This is a genomic window from Streptomyces sp. NEAU-YJ-81 (genome assembly GCF_017592595.1).
In the GTDB taxonomy this organism is placed as follows: Bacteria; Actinomycetota; Actinomycetes; order Streptomycetales; family Streptomycetaceae; genus Streptomyces; species Streptomyces hygroscopicus_B.
On sequence record NZ_JAGFNO010000027.1, the window covers coordinates 130,987 to 153,681 of the forward strand.

Genomic DNA, 22,695 nt, shown 5'->3' on the forward strand with positions numbered 1-22,695 from the left:
CGAGTCCAGCGCCTCACACGGTGTGAGGGTCAACCCTCGATTCAGGCACTACATTCGACAATAGAGAATTCCCGGTCATCGCCCATGGAGGGACGGACAGCGCATGACGGCGTCGGCTCATCCGCATACCCGGGTCATGGTGGAACTCGGCGACCGTTCCTATCCCGTCGACATCGGGCCGGGTGTCCGGCATGCGCTGTCCGGCGTCGTCGCGGGGCTCGGTGCTCAGCGGGTGGCGATGGTCTCCGCCCGGCCGGAGGGCTGGCTGCCCGACCCGGGCGTGCCCTCGGTGGTGTTGCGGGCCCGTGACGGGGAGGCGGACAAGTCGCTGGCCACGGTGGAGGAGCTGTGCCGGGAGTTCGTCCGTTTCGGGCTGACCCGGTCGGATGCGGTTGTCTCCTGCGGTGGCGGGACCACCACCGATGTCGTGGGTCTCGCGGCGGCGCTGTATCACCGGGGTGTGCCCGTGGTGCATCTGCCGACCTCGCTGCTGGCCCAGGTGGACGCCAGCGTGGGCGGGAAGACGGCGGTGAATCTCCCCGAGGGGAAGAATCTGGTGGGTGCTTTCTGGCAGCCGTCCGCCGTGTTGTGCGACACCGACTATCTGGAGACGCTGCCCGCGGCGGAAATGCTCAATGGATATGGGGAGATCGCCCGTTGCCACTTCATCGGCGCCGGTGATCTGCGCGGGCTGCCGCTGGCGGAGCAGATCGCGGCGAGCGTGGCCCTGAAGGCGTCGGTGGTGTCCGCGGATGAGCGGGACTCCGGGCTGCGTCATGTGCTCAATTACGGCCACACCTTGGGCCATGCGCTGGAAATCGTGACCGATTTCCGGCTGCGGCATGGTGAGGGGGTGGCGATCGGCACGGTTTTCGCCGGCCGTCTGGCGCTGGCCCTGGGCCGGATCGACGAGGCGCGGGCGGCGGAGCATCTGGAGGTGGTGCGGGGTTACGGGCTGCCGTTCGCGCTGCCCGCCGATGCCGATCCGGGTCGTCTGATCGAGGTGATGCGGCTGGACAAGAAGGCGACGGACGGGCTCACCTTCGTCCTGGACGGTCCCGGCGGTCCCGAGCTGGTCTCGGGCCTCGCGGAGGAGACGGTCGCCACGGCGCTGGCCGGGATGGACCGGGCCGGCTCGGGCAACCGCCGGTAGAACCGGACGCGGCTCAGTCCGGCAGCCCCCTGGCCAGCAGAACGGCGCCGTGCAGTGAGGACAGCCCGCCCAGTTGCGCGGGCCGGACCGGTGGCAGCGGATGCCCCGGGCGCCCCAGCGCCGCCGTCCGCTCGGCCACCATCGCCACGAGCTCCGGCATCGCCGCGGCGAACCCTCCGCCGATCAACACGAGCGCGGGATGGACCAGTTCGCATACGCCGGTCACGGCGGCGGCCAGGGCCCTGCCGCTCTCCCGCAGCGACGCCATGGCCCATGGCTTCCCGTCGGCGACGGCCTGGCGCAGCGCGGCGAAGGTCACGTCCTCGCCCCGCCGCCGCGCCGCCCGGCGCAGGGTCGCCGGGCCCGAGGCCGCCGCCTGGACGCAGCCGCGCCGGCCGCAGTCGCACAGCGGTCCGTCGCGGTCCACGACCAGGTGGCCGACTTCGCAGGAGCCGCGGCCCACGCCGGGGACGGGTTTTCCGTTCAGCACGATGCCACCGCCGATCCCGGTGCCGACGCCGAGGTAGAGCAGATCGGGGCAGCCGGCCTCGTGTGCTTCGGCGAGGGCGGCCAGATCGCCGTCGTCGGCACAGCGCACCTCGGCGTCGCCGAAGAGCGCGGACAGCGCGCCACCCAGGTCCACTCCTGCCCAGCCGGGGCGGCCGGGCCAGGCGGTGACCGTGCCGGTGGCGTCGAGGGTGGCGGGCATCGCGACCCCGACGCCGGTGAGCCGCTCGGGGGCGCCGGTGCATAACTCCGTGACGTGATGCGCCAACAGGTCCAGGTCGCGGGTGGGGTCGCCGGACGTCATGGCGTCCGTACCGTCCGGCTCGGCCCAGCGGAAGGAGGATTCGCTGATGCTCAGATCGTCGTGCTCGAGGCGCAGCGCCACTTTGGTGCCGCCGACGTCGATTCCCAGATGACTGATGGTCGCCTCCCGGCTCGTCGGCTTTGGCGGTGTGGAGTGACGGCGCAGTGGCCGCTCAGTCCGGCACCTTCTCGAGCAGGGCGCGTGCGGCGAGCCGGTACCCCAAGGCGCCGAGCCCGAAGATGACGCCCGCGGCCAGCGGGCCCGTCACCGACTCATGGCGGAACTGCTCACGGGCCCAGACATTCGACAGATGCACTTCTATCCAGGGCCGCGGATAGTTGGCCAGTGCGTCCCGAAGGCCCCAGCCGGCCATCATGAGCGCGGCCGGATTGATGATGGCGCCGACCGTGTCGTAGTTCCCCTGAATGGTGCGGATGATCTCCGCTTCGCCGTCGAACTGGTAGGAATCCACTTTCCAGCCGCGCTCCGCGACCTCTTCTCCGACCCAGCGCTCGATGTCCTGCAGCGTATCCGTGCCGTAGATCTCGGGCTGTCGCTTCCCGAGTATGCCGAGATTCGGTCCGTTCACCAACAACAGCCTGCTCAATGCACACCTCGCCATGTGGGGTCGGCTGAATTACAGCGGCTCATCACGGAAGTGCATTTATAGCACGGCGCCCTTGGCCTCGGCCCGAGAGCTTGGTCAACTCCGTTTTTAAGGGGGCTATAGGGGGGCCCTGAGGGGGAATGACGTTTGCCCCGTCGGCCGGTTAGCGTGCTAATGCGTCCGCCGCGGACCTGCCTCCATAACGCATTAAGGGAGTAGGGAAATCATGAGCAATGATGTGCGCCTGGGATCCGAGCTGCCCGCATGGCCTCAGTATGGCGACGAGGAGCGCGAGGGGCTCATTCGGGCCCTGGATCAGGGGCAGTGGTGGCGCATCGGGGGCGGTGAGGTCGACGCCTTCGAGGCGGAGTTCGCCGCGGCCCACGGCAGCGAGCACGCCCTCGCGGTCACCAACGGAACGCACGCGCTGGAGCTCGCCCTCGAGGTGATCGGCATCGGAGCCGGCACCGAGGTGATCGTTCCCGCGTTCACCTTCATCTCGTCCTCGCAGGCCGCGCAGCGGCTGGGCGCGGTGGCCGTTCCCGTGGACGTGGACCCGGACACCTACTGCATCGATCCGTCGGCGGTCGAGGCGGCCATCGGCCCGAGGACCCGCGCGATCATGCCGGTGCACATGGCGGGTCAGATGTGCGACATGGACGCGCTGGGCAAGCTGTCCGCCGACTCGGGGGTGCCGCTGATCCAGGACGCGGCCCATGCCCACGGAGCGCAGTGGCGCGGCAAGAAGGTCGGCGAGCTGGGCTCGGTCGCCGCGTTCAGTTTTCAGAACGGGAAGCTGATGACCGCCGGTGAGGGCGGCGCCGTGCTCTTCCCCGACGCCGAGATGTACGAGAGGGGCTTCGTCCGGCACAGCTGCGGACGTCCGCCCACCGACCGCGGCTACTTCCACCGCACCTCGGGCTCCAACTTCCGGCTCAACGAGTTCTCCGCCTCGGTTCTGCGCGCCCAGCTCGGCCGTCTGGAGGACCAGATCACCACGCGTGAGCAGCGCTGGCCATTGCTGAGCCGGCTGCTCGCCGAGATCCCCGGTGTCGTACCGCAGTCGCGCGACGACCGAGGTGACCGCAACCCGCACTACATGGCGATGTTCCGGGTGCCGGGCCTCACCGAGGAGCGCCGCGCGAAGATCGTCGACGTGCTCATCGAGCGCGGGGTGCCCGCGTTCGTCGCCTTCCGCGCGGTCTACCGTACGGACGCCTTCTGGGAGATCGCGGCGCCGGATCTGACGGTGGACGAGCTCGCCCGTCGCTGCCCGCACTCCGAGGCGCTCACCCGCGACTGCGTATGGCTGCACCACCGGGTGCTGCTGGGCAGCGAGGAGCAGATGCACGAAGTGGCCGCCGTCGTCGCCGACGTGCTCGCGGGCTCATGAGCGCCCCGCCCGCCGGCGGGACGCCGATCCGGACCGCCGTCGTGGGGCTGGGGTGGGCGGCGCGCTCGATCTGGCTGCCCAGGCTCCGCCGCAACCCCGCCTTCACCGTGATCGCCGCGGTGGATCCCGACGAGCGCGGCCGCGCGGCCGTCGCCGAGACGGAGGGCGCGGACCGGCTGCCGGTGCTGGCGGCGGTCCACGACCTCGATCCCGCGGAGGTGGACCTGGCGGTGGTCGCGGTGCCCAACCATCTGCACTGCGAGGTCGCCGCCGAGCTGCTGGCCAAGGGCATTCCGGTGTTTTTGGAGAAGCCGGTGTGCCTGACCTCCGAGGAGGCCGAGCGGCTGGCCGCCGCGGAGCGCTCCGGTGGCGCTGTGCTGCTGGCCGGGAGCGCGGCGCGCTACCGCGCCGACGTGCGCGGGCTGTACCGGATCGCCGCCCGGCTGGGCCGTATCCGCCATGTCGAACTCGCCTGGGTGCGGGCGCGCGGCGTACCCGACCGGGGCGGCTGGTTCACCCAGCGGTCGCTCGCGGGCGGCGGGGCGCTGGTCGACCTGGGCTGGCATCTGTTCGACATCGCGGTTCCGCTGCTGGGCACCGCCGCGTTCCGGCATGCCATCGGCACCGTGTCGTCCGACTTCATCGCCCAGCGGTCCGCACGGGCCGCGTGGCGGGGCGACGACGGCGGCCCGGTGCTCTCGGGCGGCACCGATGTGGAGGACACCGCGCGCGGATTCCTCATCACCGACGACGGCCGTTCGGTCGTGCTGCACGCGAGTTGGGCCTCGCACGAGGCGCTGGACACCACGCGGGTCACGATCGACGGCAGCGCGGGCAGCGCGACCTTGCGCTGCACCTTCGGATTCAGCCCGAACCGCCTCGAGAAGTCCACCCTGACCCGTACCGTCGACGGTACGACCCGTCCGGTGGCCGTACCCACCGAACCGATCGGCACCGAGTACGACCGGCAGCTCGACATGGTTCCCGCGCTGCTGCGCGACCCGGCGGGGCGGGGCCGGGTGATCGAGGAGGTCCGACGGACCATCGGCGCCATCGAACGGGTCTACACCTCGGCCCGGATCCCCCAGGAGGTCCGGGAGCCGGTGTCGGCGCCGGTGTGACCGCACCGGGCGGCTGCCGCCTCACCCGCTCGCCTTCGTCATCCCTTGCCGCCCCGTCCCGCTCGGCGTCGTCATCCGCTGCCGCCTCACTCTGCTCGCCGTCGTCAACCCCCCTGCCGTCGCACCCTGCTCGGCGTCGTCAGCCCCTTCTCCGGACCACCCCTGAGACCCGGACCGCCCCCGAGACCCGGACCGGCGGTCCGCCGAACCGGCCCGCACCACGGGAGTGTTCAATGACCAGCCATCCGATCAGTCACGGCGACCCGCTCTCCGGCGCGGGTACCGCCCCGGTCACCTCGGTGGTCTTCGACCTCGACGGTGTCCTCGTCAACAGCTTCGCGGTGATGCGCGAGGCGTTCACGCTCGCCTACGCCGAGGTCGTCGGCGAGGGTGAGCCACCCTTCGAGGAGTACAACCGGCATCTGGGCCGCTACTTCCCCGACATCATGCGGATCATGGGTCTTCCGCTGGAGATGGAGGCCCCGTTCGTCCGCGAGAGCTACCGGCTCGCCCACCTCGTGGAGATGTTCGACGGTGTGCCCGAGCTGCTGTCGGAGTTACGCCACCGCGGGCTGCGGCTCGCCGTGGCCACCGGGAAGAGCGGACCCCGGGCGCGTTCCCTGCTCGACACGCTGGGCATCCGTGGCCAGTTCCACGTGGTCCTCGGCTCCGACGAGGTGGCGCGGCCCAAGCCCGCGCCGGACATCGTGCTGAAGGCGATGGACCTGATGGACGCCGACCCCGACCGAACCGTGATGGTCGGGGACGCGGTGACCGACCTGGCCAGCGCGCGGGGGGCCGGGATCACCGCCGTGGCGGCGATGTGGGGTGAGACCGACGAGAAGACCCTGCTCGCGGCGGAGCCCGATGTGATCCTGCACAAACCCGCTGAACTGCTGGCGCTCTGCCCCGAGGTGACGGCTCCGTAGTTCCGCGCGCCACGTCCGTACCGGTACCTCCGCCCGGGCCCGGGTCCGCACCGGGCCCGGGCCCGGGTCCGGGCCCGGAACTCGGCCGCTTTCCGGAACGACTACCTGGTGCGCGTCGGGCGAAGGCGAACGTCATGCTCCGGTGGTCGAGCCGGGCCGGACGATCATCACCACGACGACGATCGCCCAGAGGAGGTTGAAGACTCCGGTCAGCATGGCCAGCCGAGCCGCCACCGCGGAATTCCCCTTCGCAGCCGTGTCCTGGGGCGCGGTGAGCAGACCCCGCTGCGCCGGGAGGATGACCAGCGCGAGGACGACCGCGGCGACCGTGGTCAGGACGATCGACGCGATGAGCCAGACATCGGTGAGGACGCCGAGTTGGGCGCCGGTGGCCAGGCCGAAGACCGGCACGGCGATACCCACGACGGCATAGCCACGGCAGATCCGGTGCAGGAGCGCGGCGACTCCGGCGGCCCGTTGGTCGTCGGGGGCTTCGGGCCGCGGTGCGGCGGCCTGGCGCGCATAGCGCGGGAAAAGCGAGGCGGCCACCGCGATCGGCCCGACCGCCAGGATCGCCGCGAGGACATGTATGGACAGCAGCAGCTTGGTCATGGCAAGCCTTCCGAGCCGATGGCCTATATGTTGGCTGCCAATACATAGCATGCCTACACCTTCCATAGGTAGGCTGCCTACCTATGAGGGCAGACAGAGTGCGAGGACACCTGGACGGGTTGCTGATGGCCGTTCTCGAGCAGGGGCCACTGCACGGGTACGCGATCATCACCGCGGTTCAGCAGCGCAGCGGAGGCGTGCTCGACCTGCGCACGGGCACCATCTATCCGGCGCTGAACAAGCTGGAGCGGCTCGGGCTGCTGACCAGTAGCTGGGAGTCTGTCGGCGAGCGACGACGGCGTTGCTATCAGCTCACCGACGCGGGGCGGCGAAGTCTGGCCGAGGAGCGCACCGCATGGCGGGAGTTCACCACGGCGATCGGTTCCGTTCTGACCCCCGGGGCCGAGCCCCGGTCCGCCACATGAGCGCCCACGGCCGACAGGCCGATCCCGTCAAGGCGCACGCCATCAAGCCCCATCCCGCCGAGGCTGGTCCCATCAAGGCCGATCCCGTCGAGGTGTACATCGCCGACCTGACGGCCCTCCTGCACGGTCCCGCGCGGGCCAAGGCGCGGATGATCGAGGAGATACGCGACGGTCTGACCGAGACCGTGGCAGCACACACCCGAGGCGGAAGCGCACCCGACCGGGCCGCGGACGACGCGGTACGGGAGTTCGGGACGCCGGAGGAACTCGCGCCCGTCTGCCAGCGGGAACTGACCATCGCACAGGCGCGGCACACCGCGTGGGCCGTATCCCTCACCGCCCCCTTCCTGACCGCTTGCTGGTATCTGACCTCGAGTACCGCACACGGCCAGGGCGGGCTGGTGCCACGTACCGCCGCACTGCTCGCCACGCAGCTAACCGCGGTCATCGGCGCCATCGCACTGCTCGCCGCGCTGGCACTGGCCGTCACCGGCACCCTGGCCCGTCGGCTGCCCACACCGCACCGGCTGCCCCTGACCATCGCATGGGTCGGTACCACGGCGGGAGTGGCCATGGGGATCGCCACGCTCACCCTCGCCGTCGCTTCCCTCCTGGCCACGGACTGGCCGCTGCTCGCACTCGCCGGGGCCTTCGCCGCCGTGTCACACGCCGTGGTGGCTCCCTCGGCCCGCGCCTGCCGCCGGTGCGCCCGGCTGGCGTTCGCCTCCCCGCCGTCTCCCGGCGGTGTGGCCGGCCACTGATCGAGGCGCGCACCCCCCGTACGTCACCGGCCGGGCGGGGGGGTGACGGTGGTGACGTACGGGACGCAGCAGGTGGCGGCCACCGATGGCCCGCCACCCGCCGTGTCCCGCACCGTCGTTGGGCTCAGCCCACCAGCCGCACGGGTTCCGCGGCCTTCTCGGCCGCGGCCAGCAGTGCGGTGATCTCCTCACGGGCGCGGGCCACACGGGAGCGCACGGTGCCGATGGGGCAGCCGGTCGCGGTGGCGGCGTCCGCGTACGGCAGGCCGAGCACCGTGGTGAGGAGGAACATCTCGCGGCGCGCCGGGGCGAGCGCCGCCAGCAGGTCCATCAGCGCCACCCCCTCGTCGAACCCGGGGAGCCCGACGGGCTGCGCCCGTTCGGCCACCTCCTGCCAGTCGTCCGACTCCAGGGTGCGGGGGCGGGCGGCGGCCGTGCGGTAGCGGTCGACGACCACCCGGCGGGCGATCGACAGCAGCCACGTGCGGGCCGATGAGCGGCCGGCGAAGCGCGAGAGCCCGGTCAGCGCCCGCAGATACGTCTCCTGGGCGAGGTCCTCACAGCCGTGGGGGTCGGCGCTGAGATGGAGTACGAAGCGGCGCACATCGCGGTAGGTGGCGCGGATGAAGTGGTCGACCGCGTCGCGGTCGCCGTCACGGGCGGCCAGCGCCCATGCGGTGACCTGGCGGTCGTTCGCCGCGGTGGTGAAGCCGTGCATGGCTCTCATCGGTGCGGCGGGCAGCGTGGCGGAAGGCATCGTCACACGTCCTTCGGGTGGCGGTGAACGGCACACCGGCATGCGCCACCGGCCGCGCGCGGGCGCGGCGGGGCGGCGAGGAGCCGGCGGTGCCGACGGATGGGGCCGACGCCGGGCAGGCGCCGGTACTCCGCCCGCCAACCGGCACTCACCCCAGGTCGGGGCGGGGGAAGGACGGGCGGTTCAGCGGACGGCGAACCGCCTCGGTGGCCCTCTGCGGAGGATGACGTGCCGTAGCAGAACTCCGCGCGGCCGGCGGGCGAAGGCCGGTGCGGACGGCCATGCGGGCGGCGGAGTGGCGCCCGCGCCCAGGATGCGCAGGGCGAGGACGAGCGGGACGAACAGCAGGGCCGCGAGCGCGCGGCCGAGCCGGAAGGCCGCGCGCTCGCCGCGCCACAGCCACAGTCCGCAGATCAGCGCGGCGAGCAGGTGGGCCGTGGCCATGCCAGCCCCGCCGGGACCCGCCCAGGGCCACGGCAGATGGCTCATCGACGGGGCGGCGGAGGACATCGCGTCCGCGCCATGGTGCATATGGCCCATGGCGCCGCCGCTCATCGGGGCGGCGCCCATGTCCCGCATACCGGGCATCCGGTCGCCCATGGCGCTTCCCGCGGCGGGAGCGACGGTCATCTCCGCGAACCGGAACGCCATGTGCAGGCCGAGTTGCGCGACCACCGTCGCACCGGTCACGACCAGCGCTCCGCGCTCGCGCCCGGCGACCCACCACGCGGCGGCCGTCGTCCCGGCGAACGCGGCGGCCACGGCCCACACCGGCAGGGCGTCGCTGGACATCAGCGTGTGCCCGAGCGCGGTCACCACGACGCACACCGCCGCGAACACGGCGGCTCGTGCGAGACGGAAGGGTGGCCCGGCGGACATGGCAGCCATGGTGCCAGCCGTCGCCGGTGCGCGTGACGACGGCTCAATCTTCATCACGCCGGTGACAAGCGTGTCGTGTGGGCCGCCCCTGAATGTGCCCATGTGAGCCAGTTCACAGATGATGCCCGGAACTCAGCCGTGTGTGCGGCCGACAACTCAACCGGCGGCCCGATATGCGTCCGCCTCCCGCCGTTGCCCCGAGCCAGGAGTCGTCCATGTCCGCTGAACCGCTCGCCCCCGCCACGGGCGATTCCCCGGATGATGCCGCCGGCAGGGAGCCACACTCCCCCGCCGAGGCCGAGTCCGGCGGCGCCACGGCCGAATCCGGCGGCGCCGGGGCCGGGTCCACGTCCGGCGGCTCCGGGTCCGGCGGGTCCGTATGGGCGGGCCTGCGGCCGCTGGTGCTGCGGCTGCACTTCTACGCGGGGGTGCTGGTCGCGCCGTTCCTGCTGGTCGCGGCGGTGACCGGACTTCTGTACGCCGGATCGTTCCAGGCCGAGAAGCTGGTCTACGCCCACGAGTTGCGCGTCCCCGTCGGCGACCGTGAACTGCCGATCTCCGAGCAGGTGGCAGCCGCGCGTAAGGCCCATCCCGAGGGTGAGATCAGCGCCGTACGGCCCTCCCCCGAGGACGGCGCCACCACCCGGGTGCTGCTCTCCGGCGTCAAGGGCGTCGATCCCGACCACACATTGGCGGTGTTCGTCGACCCGTACACCGGGAAGGTGCGCGGGGCGCTGGAGCAGTACGGCTCCACCGGCGCCCTCCCGCTGCGCACCTGGATCGATGAGTTCCACCGCGATCTGCACCTCGGGCAGACCGGCCGCCTCTACAGCGAACTCGCCGCCAGCTGGCTGTGGGTCATCGCCCTCGGCGGTGTGGTGCTCTGGCTCAGCCGTCGCCGTAAGAGGCGCACGCTGCGGGCGGTCGCGCTGCCCGACCGCGCCGCCACCGGCCGCAAGCGCACCATGTCCTTCCATGGCGCGGTGGGGCTGTGGGTGGCGCTGGGGCTGCTGTTCCTGTCCGCCACCGGCCTGACCTGGTCCACCTACGCGGGGGCCAACGTGGAGGACCTGCGCACCGCTCTCGGCCAGACCACCCCGACCGTGTCGGCCACCGTCGGCGGCGGTGAACACGCCGGACACCACATGGGTTCCGGTTCCATGCCGGGCATGGACATGGGCGGTACGGGCGAGGCGGCCGGGCACAGCGCCGATGTGGGCCTGGACACCGTGCTGGCGGCCGCCCGCGCCAAGGACCTGGACAACCCCGTCGAGATCGTCCCGCCCGTCGAGCCGGGCAGTGCGTATGTCGTCAGCCAGATCCAGCGGAGCTGGCCCGAGAAGCAGGACTCGGTGGCCGTCGACCCGGCCACGGGCGAGGTGACCGACGTCCAGCGGTTCGCCGACTACCCGGTGCTCGCCAAGCTCACCCGCTGGGGCATCGACCTCCACACCGGAAACCTCTTCGGCCTCGTCAATCAGATTGCCCTGGCCGCTCTCGCGCTCGCGCTGATCCTTCTGATCGTCTGGGGCTATCGCATGTGGTGGCAGCGCGGTCGCGCCTCCGCCTTCGGCCGCCCGATCCCCCGCGGCGCGTGGCGGCGGGTACCGCTGTATGTCCTCGTCCCCCTGGCCGCGGCCACCGCCGTGATCGGCTACTACCTGCCCCTCCTCGGTATCCCGCTCGGGACCTTCCTGGCCGTCGACATCGTCGCGGGCGAGATCGCCCGCAGGCGCGGCGCCGCCCCCACCGCCTGACCATCGCTTTGCCACCTCGGCAACAAGCTTTGCGCTCATGGTGGGCGAGCTCGCATGGTGGCCGTGGAGGTGGTCGAAGTGACCGATGAGCTGAAGAACACCTATGACGTGGTGGTGATCGGCGGTGGCGCCGCGGGGCTGAGCGGGGCGCTGATGCTGACTCGGGCGCGGCGGTCGGTGGTGGTGATCGACGCGGGCGCCCCGCGCAACGCCCCCGCTTCGGGGGTGCACGGACTGCTGGCCCGGGAAGGGATCGGGCCGGCCGAGCTGGTGGAGCGGGGCCGGGCCGAGGTCCGCGGCTATGGCGGTCAGGTGGTGTCCGGCGAGGTCGGCACCGTCGCCCGGGAGGAGACCGGGTTCCAGGTGGCCCTGACCGACGGCCGGAGCGTCCGTGCGCGCCGGCTGCTGCTGGCCACCGGGCTGGTCGACGAGTTGCCGGACGTCCCGGGGTTGCGGTCCCGGTGGGGCCGGGATGTGGTGCACTGTCCGTACTGCCACGGCTGGGAGATCCGTGACCAGGCCATCGGCGTCCTGGGGAGCGGGCCGCTGTCGGTGCACCAGGCGCTGCTGTTCCGTCAGTGGAGCGACGATGTCACCTTCTTCTCCCACACCCTGCCGTCGCCGGCCGGCGAGGAGGCGGAGCAGCTGGCCGCTCGTGGCATCCGCGTGGTGGACGGCGAGGTGGCGTCCCTGGAGATCGTCGATGACCGCCTTGTCGGCGTGCGGCTGACCGACGGCAGCGTGGTCAAGCGCGAGGCACTGGCCGTCGCGTCGCGGATGGTGGCGCGCACCGGCCTCCTGTCGGCGCTCGGGCTGCGGGCGGTGGAACATCCGAGTGGTGGCGGTGAGCACATCCCGTCCGACGCGACCGGCCGCACCGAGGTGCCCGGGGTGTGGGTCGCGGGCAATGTCACCGATCTGGCCGCCCAGGTCGGTGGCGCCGCGGCGGCGGGCGCGGTCGCGGCGGCCCAGATCAACGCGGATCTGATCGCCGAGGAGACCCGCCAGGCCGTCGCCGCCCGGGCCCGCGGCGAGGTGCCGTTCTCTCCGGAGATGGAATCGCGGGTCTGCGAAGCGGTGTTGGGTGACCGCCGCCACGGCCTGTGACGGCGGCTCTTCACGGGCCACCGGCTGCCTCCGTCGCCCGGGCCGGGACCTCTGGCGGGCGGTCCCGGCCCGGCGACTCGCCACAGGGCCGCCGCGGCCGGTAGGCGGTGGCCGGTAGGCGGTGGCCGGTAGGCGGTGTCAGTAGACGGTGAGGCCGTAGGCGCTCAGCACTTCCTGGATCGGCTGGTAGAAGGTGGTGCCACCGGAGGAGCAGTCCCCGGAGCCGCCCGAGAGAATGCCGATGATCTTGTCGCCCGCGTAGAGCGGACCGCCGCTGTCGCCCGGCTCGGCACAGATATTGGTTTGGATCAGGCCGGAGACGACGTCACCGCCGCCGTAGTTGACGGTCGCGTTGAGCGCGGTGACCTGACCGCAGTGGACACCGGTCGTGGCCCCCCGGCGGCAGACCTGCTGGCCGACGTGGGCGGTGGCGGTCCCGGTGACATCGACCGTTCCCACGGTCCCGGGGTGCGGAACGGCCGTGTTGGTGTACCGGACGACGCCGTAGTCATTGCCCGGGAAGCTGGTGCCGTTCGTCGGGCCCACCGGGGTGGTCGCACCGGAGTCGGCGTACCAAGTGGGGTTGCCATCGGTGCAGTGGCCGGCCGTGATGAAGTAATACGTGGCGCCACTTTGCACATTGACCCCCGCGGAGCAGCGGATCCCCATGGAGGAGTAGATCCCGTCGCCACCCGAGAGGAGGGTCCGCAGCGGACCCTCCAGCCGCTCGACGGTGACGGCGCCGCGGAAACGCTCGGCGGTGCGGTCGAGCCTGGCCAGGTCGGCCCCCCGGGCCGTGGAGCCGACGAGGACACGCAGCGTTCCGGTGCGCTCGTCCACGGTCCAGGCGGTGCCCGGGACATCCAGGGATTCCACGGCCGAGGCGGCAGCGGACACGGTCGTCGACACAGACGTGGACGGGGATGGGGATGGGGGCGTGGACGGGGCGGTGGACGCGGAGGAAGCGGCCGCGCTCGTGCCGACTGTCGTGAGGGCTGCCGTGGCGAACAGACCGGACATCGCGGCGATCAGCCGACCACGTCTCCTGGTACGGCGTGCTGTTCTCACCCGAACCTCCTTGAAAAGGCCGTCAGTTGGTCCAGCCGCCTCATTGTGCCCGCGTCCGGGCGGACGCGTAACCCACCTTCCCGGGTCGTCGAAAACCGCCCTTGATCAGCACATTGATCGATCAAAACGATGTCGCACTCTACTTCTCGCCTACGACGAGCAGGATGTTATAAATGCCGTTATGAGCCGATACGCTCGTGCGACCCGGAGTCGGCTGGGGCCCCGGTCGAAGGTGTGGAGCGTCGCCGGGCAGGCGTTCATCCTGCAGCTTCTGCTGACCCTGGTTCTGGTGGCCGCCGCGGTGGTGGCCGTCGCGGCGGATGCCCATAAACACGGCACACTCGACGCTCGCCGACGATCCCTCGCGGTGGCCGAGACATTCGCGCACTCCCCCGGAATGGCCCGGGCCATCAGCAACGACAAGCCGACGCCGCAGCTGGAGTCCCATGCGGAGGCGGCGCGGAAGGGCTCCGGCGTCGACAGCGTGGTGGTGTTCAACACTCATGGCATCCGCCTCACCCACCCCGAGAGGCCCTTGATCGGCAAGCGGATCGTCGGACCGGCCGGGCTGGTGCGGGACGAGCTGAGCGGAAAGACGATCACGGAGACCTTCCGGGCCAGCCAGGGCCCGTCCGTCGTCTCGGCGGTCCCCGTCACCAAGGCCGACGGGGCCTTCATCGGCGGAGTGTCGGTCGGGGTCAGGGTCGAGAGCGTGAACAGCGCGGTGTACCACCGGCTGCCGCTGCTGCTCGGCAGTGGCGCCGGGGCGCTGGCCCTGGCCACGGGCGGAACGGCGCTGATGAGCGGGCGGGTGCGGCGGCAGACCCACGGCCTGGGCACCGCGGAAATGCGGCGGATGTACGAACACCATGACGCGGTGTTGCACTCGGTCCGCGAAGGGGTGCTGGTCCTGGCGGAGGACGGGCGGCTGCTGCTGGTCAATGACGAGGCCCGGGGGCTGCTCCGGCTGGCTCCGGACGCGGAGGGGCGGCACATCGGCGAGCTCGGCCTGGAACCGCACCTGACAGAGCTGCTGACGTCGGGACGGCGCGTCACGGACGAGGTGCACCCCTGCGGGGACCGGCTACTGGTGGTCAATATGCGGTCCACGGACCGTGCGGGCGATCCCGCCGGAAGCGTGGTGACGCTGAGGGACACCACCGCACTGCGGGTGCTGTCCGGCCGGGCCGAGGAGGCCCGTGAGCGGCTGAAGCTGCTGTCCGACGCCGGGGTGCGGATCAGCTCCTCCCTGGAGCTGACGGGCACCGCCGAGCAGCTGGTGGACGTGGCCGTCCCCCGGTTCGCCGACATCGCCACCGTCGAGCTGCTGGAACCCGTCCTGCGCGGCGAGGAGCCCGAGCCGCCGTACGAGCCCCTGGCACCGCACCGGACCGCCGTCGGCGGGGTTCCCCCCGAAGCCCCCGTCTTCCGCGTGGGCGAGCGGGTCGTCTACGCATCCGCCACACCGCAGAGCCGGGCCGTGCAGGCCGGAGCCGCCGTCCTCCAGGCCGATCTGACCGGCACCACCGAATGGCCGGCGGGATACGGTGCCGAGGCCCGGCACCTCCTCGACCGCGGGGTCCACTCACTGATCACCGTCCCGCTGCGCTTCCGCGGCGTCACCCTCGGCCTGGCCACCTTCTGGCGGACCCGGCGCGCCGAGCCGTTCGACGAAGCGGATCTGGCGATCGCCGGGGAGCTGGCCGTGCGCACCGCCGTATGCGTCGACAACGCCCGCCGCTATGCCCATGAACACGCCATGGTCGCCGCCCTGCAGCGCACCCTCCTGCCCAGCGGTCTGCCCGATCAGGACGCCGTGGAGGTGGCGTCCCGCTATCTGCCCGCGCAGGGCGCGGTGGGCGGAAGCTGGTTCGATGTGATCCCCCTCCCCGGCACCCGGGTCGCGCTGGTCGTCGGGAAGGTGCCCGGGCAGGGTGTGCACGCCGCGGCCACCATGGGCCGACTGCGCACCGCGGTGCAGAACTTCTCGGCCCTGGACCTGCCCCCGGACGAGCTCATCTCCCATCTGGACGAGCTGGTCACCCGTCTCGACCTGGAGCATGACGCCGACTCGCGGGGCAGCCGGATCACCGGCGCCGGGTGCCTGTACGCGATCTACGACTCGGTGTCGGGCCGTTGCACCCTGGCCCGGGCCGGCGATCCGGGCATCGTCCTGACCCGCCCGGACGGTTCCGTGGACATCCCCGCGATGCCCGCCTCCCCGCCCCTGGGCCGGGGTGGAGAGCCCTTCGAGGCGGTCAGCCTCTCGCTGCCCGCCACAAGCCGCCTGGTGCTGTACACCAACGGTCTCCTCCAAGGCCACGGTCGAACCGCCGGCACCGGCCTGGACCTGCTGCGCCACACCCTCAAGGCCGAGCCGGACCTCGGCCCGGACGAGACCTGCCGCAGCCTGTTCCACACCGTGCTTCCGGACCGTCCGAGCGATGATGTCGCGCTGCTGGTGGCCCGCACCCGCCTGCTCGACCCGGACAACGTGGCCGAGTGGAATGTGCCGTTCGACCCGGCGGCGGTCGCCCCGGCCCGCGCCGCCTGCGCCCGGACACTACGGACGTGGGGCCTGGAGGACGCCGTGTGCACGGCCGAGCTGATCATCAGTGAACTGATCACCAATGCCCTGCGGTACGGCACACCTCCCGTGCGCATACGGCTGCTGCGCGAGCGCGACCTGATCTGCGAGGTCTCCGACGGCAGCAGCACCTCGCCCCATCTGCGGCGGGCCGCGACCACCGACGTGGGCGGGCGCGGGCTGTTCCTCGTCGCCCAGTTCGCCCAGCGCTGGGGTACCCGCTACACCCCGTACGGCAAGGTCATCTGGGCCGAGACGGCCCTGGACGGCCGCTGACGCCGGGGAGCCGCGCGCCGCGCGCCCGGCGCCCGGCACCGGAAACACCATGTCCGAATCCCGCCAGCTTTCCGCTGCCTGAAGACGCATGCTGGGAGCAGCGCACGACAGAACAGCGAGAAGAAGAGAGGGACCACGGCCATGACGGTCCACACGACGATCGACAGCCCGCTCGGCGAGCTGCTGCTGGTGGGCGAGAGGTCCGCCACCGCGCCCGGGGGCACCGCGCTGGTTTCCCTGTCCGTGCCCGGCCAGAAGGGCGGGGCCGTCGTCCAGGACGGCTGGAACGAGGATGCCGAGGCATTCACCGAGATCATCTCCCAGCTACGCGCGTACTTCGACGGCGAGCGCATCCGGTTCGACATCCAGTGCGTCGAGGGCGGTACGGACTTCCAGCGCAGGGTGTGGCAGGCGCTGGAGAGCATTCCGTACGGCACGACGGTCAGCTACGGCGACATCGCACGGCAGATCGGCGCCCCGCGCACGGCGGTTCGCTCCGTCGGCACCGCGATCGGCCGCAATCCGCTGCTGGTCGTACGGCCCTGCCACCGTGTCATCGGCGCCACTGGCGCGCTGACCGGCTACGCGGGCGGGCTGGAGCGCAAGCAGCGACTCCTCGTCCACGAAGGCGCCCTCCAGAGCGCCTGAGCGCGGGCCTCGCACCCACCGGGCCTCGCACCCCGGGCCTCGCACCCACCGGTCGGGGCCGCACCGCACCCTTCCCGGATCCCGGAGAACACCGATGAGCACGATCCCGGAGAAACACCGATGAGCACCACGACCGACACCGCACGCCTCCACCAGCGCGTGGCCGCGGCTGACTGGCCAGAGCTGGCCGAAGAGCTGGACAGCCACGGGTGCGCGCTCACTCCACGGCTGCTGCCCCCTGCCCAGTGCGCCCGTATCGCCGGGCTCTATGAAAGGGACGAGCGGTTCAGGAGCACGATCGATATGGCCCGCCACCGCTTCGGCTCCGGTCAGTACCGCTACTTCACCCATGACCTGCCCGAGCCGGTCGCCGAGCTGCGCGCCGCGCTCTATCCGCGGCTGCTGACCATCGCCCGTGACTGGGCGGAGCGGCTCGGCCGCCCGGCGCCCTGGCCGGACAGCCTGGAGAAGTGGCTGGCCATGTGCCATGAGGCCGGACAGGACCGCTCCGCGCAGATCCTGCTGCGATACGGCCCGGGCGACTGGAACGCCCTGCACCGGGACGTGTTCGGCGACATGCTCTTTCCGCTTCAGGTGGTGATCGGGCTGGACGCGTACGGCACGGACTACACGGGCGGGGAGTTCCTGCTGGTCGAACAGCGGCCCCGCGCCCAGTCCCGGGGCACCACGGCCGTACTCCAGCAGGGCCACGGGCTGATCTTCACCACCCGTGACCGCCCCGTGGCCACCAAGCGCGGCTGGTCGGCCGGTGTCATGCGGCACGGGGTCAGTACGGTGCGCTCCGGGCGCCGCCACGCACTGGGCCTGGTCTTCCACGACGCGGCCTGACATCGCCAACCCGCCCGCGGAGAACCCCGTATGAACGCCCTGATCCCCCGCCCACGCCTCGAGGTGGCCCCCGGCGCCGTCCATGTGCCGGGCTGGCTCACCCTCGAACAGCAGCGGGAGCTGGTCATCGCCTGCCGGGGCTGGGCCACCGGCCCGGTCCCGATCCGACACACGAAGCTGCCGCGCGGGGGCGTCATGTCGGTGCGGACGGTGTGCATCGGGTGGCACTGGCAGCCCTATGCGTACACCCGCACCGCCGATGATGTGAACGGCGCCCGGGTCGCCGAATTCCCGCACTGGATGGTCGAGTTGGGCCGTTGTGCCCTGGCCGACGCATACGACGACGAGACGGCCGGTGAGGGGTACACCCCCGACACCGCGCTCATCAACTTCTACGACGCCCAGGCGAAACTCGGCATGCACCAGGACAAGGACGAGAGGTCCTCCGCCCCGGTGGTCTCGCTCACCATCGGAGACAGCTGCGTCTTCCGCTTCGGCAACACCGAGACCCGTACCAAGCCGTACACCGATCTCGAACTCGGCTCCGGGGATCTGTTCGTCTTCGGAGGCCCCTCCCGCTACGCCTACCATGCCGTCCCCAAGATCCTGCCCGGAACCGGCGACCCGGCCACCGGACTGAGGTCCGGACGGCTGAACATCACCATGCGGGTCACCGGCCTGGCCGATCCGACGTCGTTCAGCGATCACCCCTCGGGCCGCTGAGCCTCGAACTCGACGGGGAGCGCGGTCAGCGAGCGGATGAACGGGTTCTTGCTGTGGCTGATCTCGGAGGCGGGAACGCTCAACCGCAGGCCGGGGAACCGCCGGACCAGGCTCTCCAAGGCGATCTGCCCCTCCACCCTGGCCAGCGGCGCACCGATGCAGTAGTGGATGCCATGGCCGAACTGGAGATGCATGCCGGAATCCCTCGTCAGGTCCAGCCGCTCGCCGTCGGTGAAGTGCGCCGGGTCGGAGTGCGCGGCGTCCATGTCCAGAAGCACCTGGTCGCCGGCGCGGATCTGTACGGGGCCGATCTCCACGTCCTCGTTGGCGAAACGCACGACGAGGATGCCCGGCCCGGCGTGCCGGAGCAGTTCCTCCAGGCCGCGCCCGGCCAGTTCGGGGTCCTTGCGCAGCAGCTCCAGCTGGTCCGGCTGGGACAGCAGGGAGAAGACCGCGTTACTGATGAAGCTGCCGGTCAGCTCGTATCCGGCGATCAGCATCATCCGGGCGGTGGCGACCACTTCGCGGTGGCTGAGCCGGTCGTCCTCGTGTGCGGACATCAGATCGCTGATCAGGTCGTCCTCCGGGGCCTTCCGCCTGGCCTCGGCGAGGTCCTCCATATACGTCCACAGCTTGGCGCCGGCGTCTTGGGAACGTGCGGCGGTGTCCGGGTCCAGCGGGGGCGTGAGCATCAGGTCGGCCCACTGGTGGAATTCGGTGCGGTCGGCGATGGGCACGCCGAGGAGTTCACAGATCACCTGCATGGGCAGCGGGATGGCCAGCGCGGTGACGAGATCGGCCTGGCCGTCGACGGCGATCCGGTCCAGCAGGGTGTCGGTGATCTCCTGCACCCGTGGCCGCAGGCTCTCCACCCTGCGGGCCGTGAACGCCTTGGCCAGCAGCCTGCGCAACCGGGTGTGCTGGGGCGGATTGGTGCCGGGCAGCGTGTCCTCGAACAGCCCGCTCACCGGAGTGGTCTGCCCCTGGGAGGCGGCGTAGGCGGCGGCCGGGCTCATGCCGGGGTGTCCGAGACAGTCCCGGACCTCGTCGTATCGGGAGACGAGCCACGCCGTGGTGCCGTGCATCGTGATCTGCCGCGGCGGGCCGTGCTTGCGCAGTTCGTCCGCGACGGTCTTCGGGTCGAGGATGCGAAGTTCTTCTTCGGAGGTGTCAGCCATGGCGGTATCGGGTTCTCCTTCTGTGGGTGTCAGCTCTGGCTACGGGCGGGGATGATGTAGTCGGGATCGGCCGTCCGTGGCGGCTCGCGCCGGGCCATGGCGGCATCGATGGCGGGCCGGAGCCGGGCCGCCTTCAGCCGTTCGGCGGTCTCATCGCGCTCCTTGAACTCGGGCATCACCTCGTTGGCGAAGAGCTCCAGCGACTCGCAGATGTGCTCGTGCCGGGTGCCACCGCCCTGGACGAGGAAGATCGCCTGGTCCAGCCCGGCCTCCTCGTGCAGCCGCAGGAAGTCGCGTATCTGGCGCGGAGTGCCCACCGCGCCCCGGGCCGGATTGCCCAGCGGCATACCGGGCCTGCCGAAGGAGGAGCGGCCCATGCCGTGCTTGTCACGGTCGCGCTGGAACTCCTCCCACAGCCGGGTGCGGCCCGGTGCGGCGGTGCCGAAGCCCGCGTAGAAGCCGAGGCCGAAGTTGAAGAACTGAACGCCGTCGACGGCGCGTTCGACCGCGGTGGTCTCGTCCTGGTGGCAGAACATCGGAATGGTCGCGGCGATCTGCGCGTTGACCGCGAACCCCGCGGGTACGCAGTCCGCCGACTCGATGCCCGAGTAGTAGGCGTCGACCCACGTCTTGGTCTCGGCCGGTCCGAAGAAGGAGAAGTTCAGCGCGCCCAGCCCCTTGGCGGCCGCGATGCGGATCGCGTCCCGGTTTCCGCAGGCCATCCACATCGGCGGATGTGGCTTCTGCCGGGACTTGGGCAGCACATTGCGGACCGGAGCGGAAACGTACTTGCCCTCGCATCCAGCGAAGGGCTCTTCGACGAACATACGGGCCACGGCGTCCACCGCCTCCGCCCACTGGTCCCGTTTGCCGGAGCGCTCCACGCCGAACCCGCCCAGCTCGGTGGGGGTGGTGGACTCGCCCGTGCCGAAGTCCACCCGCCCGTCGGAGAGGAGGTCCAGCGTGGCGATCCGCTCGGCGACCCGGGCCGTCGGATTGAACTTCGGCGGCATCAGAGCGACCGCGTGGCCGATGCGGATGCGGCTGGTGCGCTGACTGACCGCGCCGAGGAACACCTCGGGCGCGGACATGTGCGAGTACTCCTCCAGGAAGTGGTGCTCAGGACACCACACGTGGTCGAAGCCCAGCCGGTCGGCCAGCTCGATCTCGTCCAACATGTCGTTGAACAGGCGGTGTTCGGAGTCCTGGGTCCAGGGTCGGGGCAGCTGCGCCCCGTACAGCAAACCGAATTTCATGGCGCATCACTCTCATCTGCTGGTCGTCGGCCGCGGGCCGGGACGGGGATGGCGGCACCGGCTCGGTCAGTCGCGACCGTCCCAGTACATGTCGAGCACCTGGGCGCGCTGTTCCGGATCGACGAGGAGGGTGACCTTCTCATGGCCGTCCTCCACGATCGTGAACATGTTGTTGGTGAGGAAGACCTGCCCCTTGTCGATGACGCGCCGGCGCCGGCGCATCGCCGCCAGGATGGCCGGGCCGTCGCCGTCACCGACCCCGGCCCAGGCGTCATAGGTCCTGGGCTCGGTGGTGAAGCGGTAGGTGGTGCGCCAGTCGTGCTCCAGGGTCTTGGCTCGCAGTACGAGATAGCCGTCCCGCCGGATCAACCGGAACGCGCAGCCGTACTGCCACTGCACCTCCTCGGACAGGCGCAGCGGCTCGATGAAGCAGAGACCGGCATGCCCCACGTCGGCCAGCCACTCCTGCCCCTCGATACGGACGAGCATCAGCATGTGCTCGGGATCGGGGGCGAAGATGTCACCGGGCAGATAGGTGCCACCGCTGATGACGTCCAGGTCATAGCCCAGCTCGCGAAGCAGCCGGGCGAACAGGGTGTTCAGCTCCAGGCACATGCCACCGGCGCCGGTCGGCACAATGGCCTCGAATGCCTTGTCGATATCGATGTCGGCCATGTTCTCAGCGCTGAGGCGGTGCGTGTGGTTGGTGTCGTAGGGGACCGCCATCAGATGGCTGCGGTGCAACTGCCGCAGGTTCGGCAGGGTGGGGGCGGGCGGCTGGGTAAACCCCAGATGCGCCAGGTACGTGTCCGTGCTGAACATGTGCGATCCCTTTCTTGCCGCTGCTTGCCGCTTTTCGCCGCTTTTTGCCGCTTCGGTGGGTGCGGGCTCGGCTGAACCGGGCGGGGTGTGTCGGACTCACCCCCGGGCGGCTCCGGGGGCGGGGGCGGATTCGGGGTCCCGGACGGCTCCGGGGGCGGGAGCGGCCTCGGGGGGACCGTCCGCATCGGCTTTCTCCAGCTCATCCCGCAGTTGCCGGGCCAGCATCCGGAGAGTCGGGTGGTCGAAGACAAAGCTGGGAGGCAGCCGCAGCGCGGTGCGCTTGGCCAGGCGATCGCGGAGTTCCACCGCCATCAGGGAGTCCAGGCCGATCTCGGTGAACAGCACATCGGGGTCGAGCGTGGCCGCCGCCGAGTGGCCCAGGACCCGGGCGGCCTCCTGCTGGACCATGCCGAGGAGAATCCGCTCCTGCTCCTCGGGGGTCGCCCCGGCCAGCCTGCCGGTCACCAATTCCTCGTCCGTAGTGGCCCGAGCGGCTCGCCGGGCCGGTGGCACCAGTTTGTGCAGCAGCGGCGGCACCGCCCCGTCGGCGGCCTGGGCCCGGAGCGCACCACGGTCCAGCTTGATGGGGAGGACCGTGGGCTCGGCCGTACGCAGCGCGGCGTCGAACAGTTCCATGCCCTCGGCCGGGGACAAGGGGGCCACACCGCCGCGTGTCATCCGGCGCTGGTCGGCATCACCGAGGCGGCCGGTCATGCCCGTTCCCGCGGCCTGCTGCCACATGCCCCAGGCCAGGGACACGGCGGGAAGTCCCTGTGCCCGGCGCTGTTGGGCGAGCGCGTCGAGGTAGGCGTTGGCGGCGGCGTAGTTGCCCTGCCCCGCGTTGCCCAGGGTGCCGGCGGCGGAGGAGAACAGCACGAAGGCCGACAGATCCAGATCCCGGGTCAGCTCATGCAGATGAAGCGCCCCGTCCACCTTCGACCGGAACACCGCGTCCATACGCTCCGGCGTCAACGCC

At 71.2% G+C, this 22,695-nt stretch carries 22 protein-coding genes; 12 read left to right on the plus strand and 10 right to left on the minus strand.

The window, feature by feature from the left end; genetic code table 11:
- The first annotated feature begins 103 nt into the window (after positions 1–103).
- Entirely contained in the window at positions 104–1,153 is a 1,050-nt protein-coding gene (locus J5X86_RS38690; RefSeq protein ID WP_208521336.1) for a 3-dehydroquinate synthase, read from the plus strand.
- Between the two features lie 13 nt (positions 1,154–1,166).
- On the opposite strand, the gene J5X86_RS38695 is transcribed toward J5X86_RS38690, so the two are convergent.
- Together J5X86_RS38695 and J5X86_RS38700 are read right to left on the minus strand one after the other, a co-directional pair.
- Positions 1,167–2,129: an ROK family protein gene (locus J5X86_RS38695; RefSeq protein WP_279595633.1), complete on the minus strand. Its 963-nt coding sequence runs from the start codon at positions 2,127–2,129 to the stop codon at positions 1,167–1,169.
- A 7-nt stretch (positions 2,130–2,136) separates the two neighbouring features.
- On the minus strand, positions 2,137–2,586 hold the full coding sequence (locus J5X86_RS38700) for a type II 3-dehydroquinate dehydratase (RefSeq protein WP_014058381.1): 450 nt from the start codon (positions 2,584–2,586) through the stop codon (positions 2,137–2,139).
- 211 nt (positions 2,587–2,797) lie between these two features.
- Here J5X86_RS38700 and J5X86_RS38705 point away from each other — a divergent pair, with 211 nt between their 5' ends.
- The 3 genes from J5X86_RS38705 (at position 2,798) to J5X86_RS38715 (ending at position 6,014) form a co-directional block, all read left to right on the plus strand.
- Positions 2,798–3,964: a DegT/DnrJ/EryC1/StrS family aminotransferase gene (locus J5X86_RS38705; protein WP_208521337.1), complete on the plus strand. Its 1,167-nt coding sequence runs from the start codon at positions 2,798–2,800 to the stop codon at positions 3,962–3,964.
- Positions 3,961–5,085, plus strand: coding sequence for a Gfo/Idh/MocA family protein (locus J5X86_RS38710; protein ID WP_208521338.1), 1,125 nt, complete (start codon positions 3,961–3,963; stop codon positions 5,083–5,085). Before J5X86_RS38705 ends, J5X86_RS38710 begins: the two co-directional genes overlap by 4 nt.
- Positions 5,086–5,318: 233 nt before the next feature.
- Positions 5,319–6,014 (plus strand): HAD-IA family hydrolase, encoded by a 696-nt coding sequence (locus J5X86_RS38715; protein WP_208521339.1) that lies wholly within the window; start codon positions 5,319–5,321, stop codon positions 6,012–6,014.
- 132 nt (positions 6,015–6,146) lie between these two features.
- On the opposite strand, the gene J5X86_RS38720 is transcribed toward J5X86_RS38715, so the two are convergent.
- Positions 6,147–6,626, minus strand: coding sequence for a hypothetical protein (locus J5X86_RS38720; RefSeq protein WP_208521340.1), 480 nt, complete (start codon positions 6,624–6,626; stop codon positions 6,147–6,149).
- 83 nt (positions 6,627–6,709) lie between these two features.
- Between J5X86_RS38720 and J5X86_RS38725 the strand changes: the two genes are divergently transcribed.
- Complete coding sequence (locus J5X86_RS38725) at positions 6,710–7,051, plus strand: PadR family transcriptional regulator (RefSeq protein ID WP_174893918.1); 342 nt, start codon at positions 6,710–6,712, stop codon at positions 7,049–7,051.
- A complete protein-coding gene (locus J5X86_RS38730; protein ID WP_243982554.1) occupies positions 7,048–7,812 on the plus strand; it encodes a permease prefix domain 1-containing protein in 765 nt (254 codons plus the stop codon). Before J5X86_RS38725 ends, J5X86_RS38730 begins: the two co-directional genes overlap by 4 nt.
- A gap of 124 nt (positions 7,813–7,936) precedes the next feature.
- On the opposite strand, the gene J5X86_RS38735 is transcribed toward J5X86_RS38730, so the two are convergent.
- Positions 7,937–8,569 (minus strand): sigma-70 family RNA polymerase sigma factor, encoded by a 633-nt coding sequence (locus J5X86_RS38735; RefSeq protein ID WP_374229336.1) that lies wholly within the window; start codon positions 8,567–8,569, stop codon positions 7,937–7,939.
- Between the two features lie 183 nt (positions 8,570–8,752).
- Positions 8,753–9,448 carry a hypothetical protein gene (locus J5X86_RS38740; protein WP_208521341.1) on the minus strand — a complete coding sequence of 232 codons (696 nt, stop codon included), beginning with the start codon at positions 9,446–9,448 and terminating at the stop codon, positions 8,753–8,755.
- A 215-nt stretch (positions 9,449–9,663) separates the two neighbouring features.
- Here J5X86_RS38740 and J5X86_RS38745 point away from each other — a divergent pair, with 215 nt between their 5' ends.
- Positions 9,664–11,205, plus strand: a complete 1,542-nt coding sequence (locus J5X86_RS38745; protein WP_208521342.1) for a PepSY domain-containing protein — start codon at positions 9,664–9,666, stop codon at positions 11,203–11,205.
- Between the two features lie 54 nt (positions 11,206–11,259).
- Positions 11,260–12,312 carry an NAD(P)/FAD-dependent oxidoreductase gene (locus J5X86_RS38750; RefSeq protein WP_208521343.1) on the plus strand — a complete coding sequence of 351 codons (1,053 nt, stop codon included), beginning with the start codon at positions 11,260–11,262 and terminating at the stop codon, positions 12,310–12,312.
- Positions 12,313–12,450: 138 nt separating this feature from the next.
- Here J5X86_RS38750 and J5X86_RS38755 read toward each other — a convergent pair whose 3' ends face one another.
- Complete coding sequence (locus tag J5X86_RS38755; protein WP_208521344.1) at positions 12,451–13,380, minus strand: S1 family peptidase; 930 nt, start codon at positions 13,378–13,380, stop codon at positions 12,451–12,453.
- 181 nt (positions 13,381–13,561) lie between these two features.
- Here J5X86_RS38755 and J5X86_RS38760 point away from each other — a divergent pair, with 181 nt between their 5' ends.
- From J5X86_RS38760 to J5X86_RS38775, 4 genes are all read left to right on the plus strand, one after another.
- Positions 13,562–16,243, plus strand: a complete 2,682-nt coding sequence (locus tag J5X86_RS38760; RefSeq protein ID WP_208521345.1) for a SpoIIE family protein phosphatase — start codon at positions 13,562–13,564, stop codon at positions 16,241–16,243.
- A gap of 141 nt (positions 16,244–16,384) precedes the next feature.
- On the plus strand, positions 16,385–16,891 hold the full coding sequence (locus J5X86_RS38765; RefSeq protein WP_208521346.1) for a methylated-DNA--[protein]-cysteine S-methyltransferase: 507 nt from the start codon (positions 16,385–16,387) through the stop codon (positions 16,889–16,891).
- A gap of 120 nt (positions 16,892–17,011) precedes the next feature.
- Positions 17,012–17,740 (plus strand): 2OG-Fe(II) oxygenase, encoded by a 729-nt coding sequence (locus J5X86_RS38770; protein WP_208521347.1) that lies wholly within the window; start codon positions 17,012–17,014, stop codon positions 17,738–17,740.
- Between the two features lie 30 nt (positions 17,741–17,770).
- Entirely contained in the window at positions 17,771–18,463 is a 693-nt protein-coding gene (locus J5X86_RS38775; RefSeq protein WP_208521348.1) for an alpha-ketoglutarate-dependent dioxygenase AlkB, read from the plus strand.
- On the opposite strand, the gene J5X86_RS38780 is transcribed toward J5X86_RS38775, so the two are convergent.
- From J5X86_RS38780 to J5X86_RS38795, 4 genes are all read right to left on the minus strand, one after another.
- Positions 18,445–19,641, minus strand: a complete 1,197-nt coding sequence (locus J5X86_RS38780) for a cytochrome P450 (protein ID WP_208521349.1) — start codon at positions 19,639–19,641, stop codon at positions 18,445–18,447. The two genes, J5X86_RS38775 and J5X86_RS38780, sit on opposite strands and share 19 nt — an antisense overlap.
- 29 nt (positions 19,642–19,670) lie before the next feature.
- On the minus strand, positions 19,671–20,897 hold the full coding sequence (locus J5X86_RS38785) for an LLM class flavin-dependent oxidoreductase (RefSeq protein WP_208521350.1): 1,227 nt from the start codon (positions 20,895–20,897) through the stop codon (positions 19,671–19,673).
- Positions 20,898–20,963: 66 nt separating this feature from the next.
- Positions 20,964–21,719, minus strand: coding sequence for an arylamine N-acetyltransferase (locus J5X86_RS38790; RefSeq protein WP_208521351.1), 756 nt, complete (start codon positions 21,717–21,719; stop codon positions 20,964–20,966).
- A 96-nt stretch (positions 21,720–21,815) separates the two neighbouring features.
- On the minus strand, positions 21,816–22,695 hold an 880-nt coding region (locus J5X86_RS38795; RefSeq protein ID WP_208521352.1), incomplete at its 5' end, for a beta-ketoacyl reductase.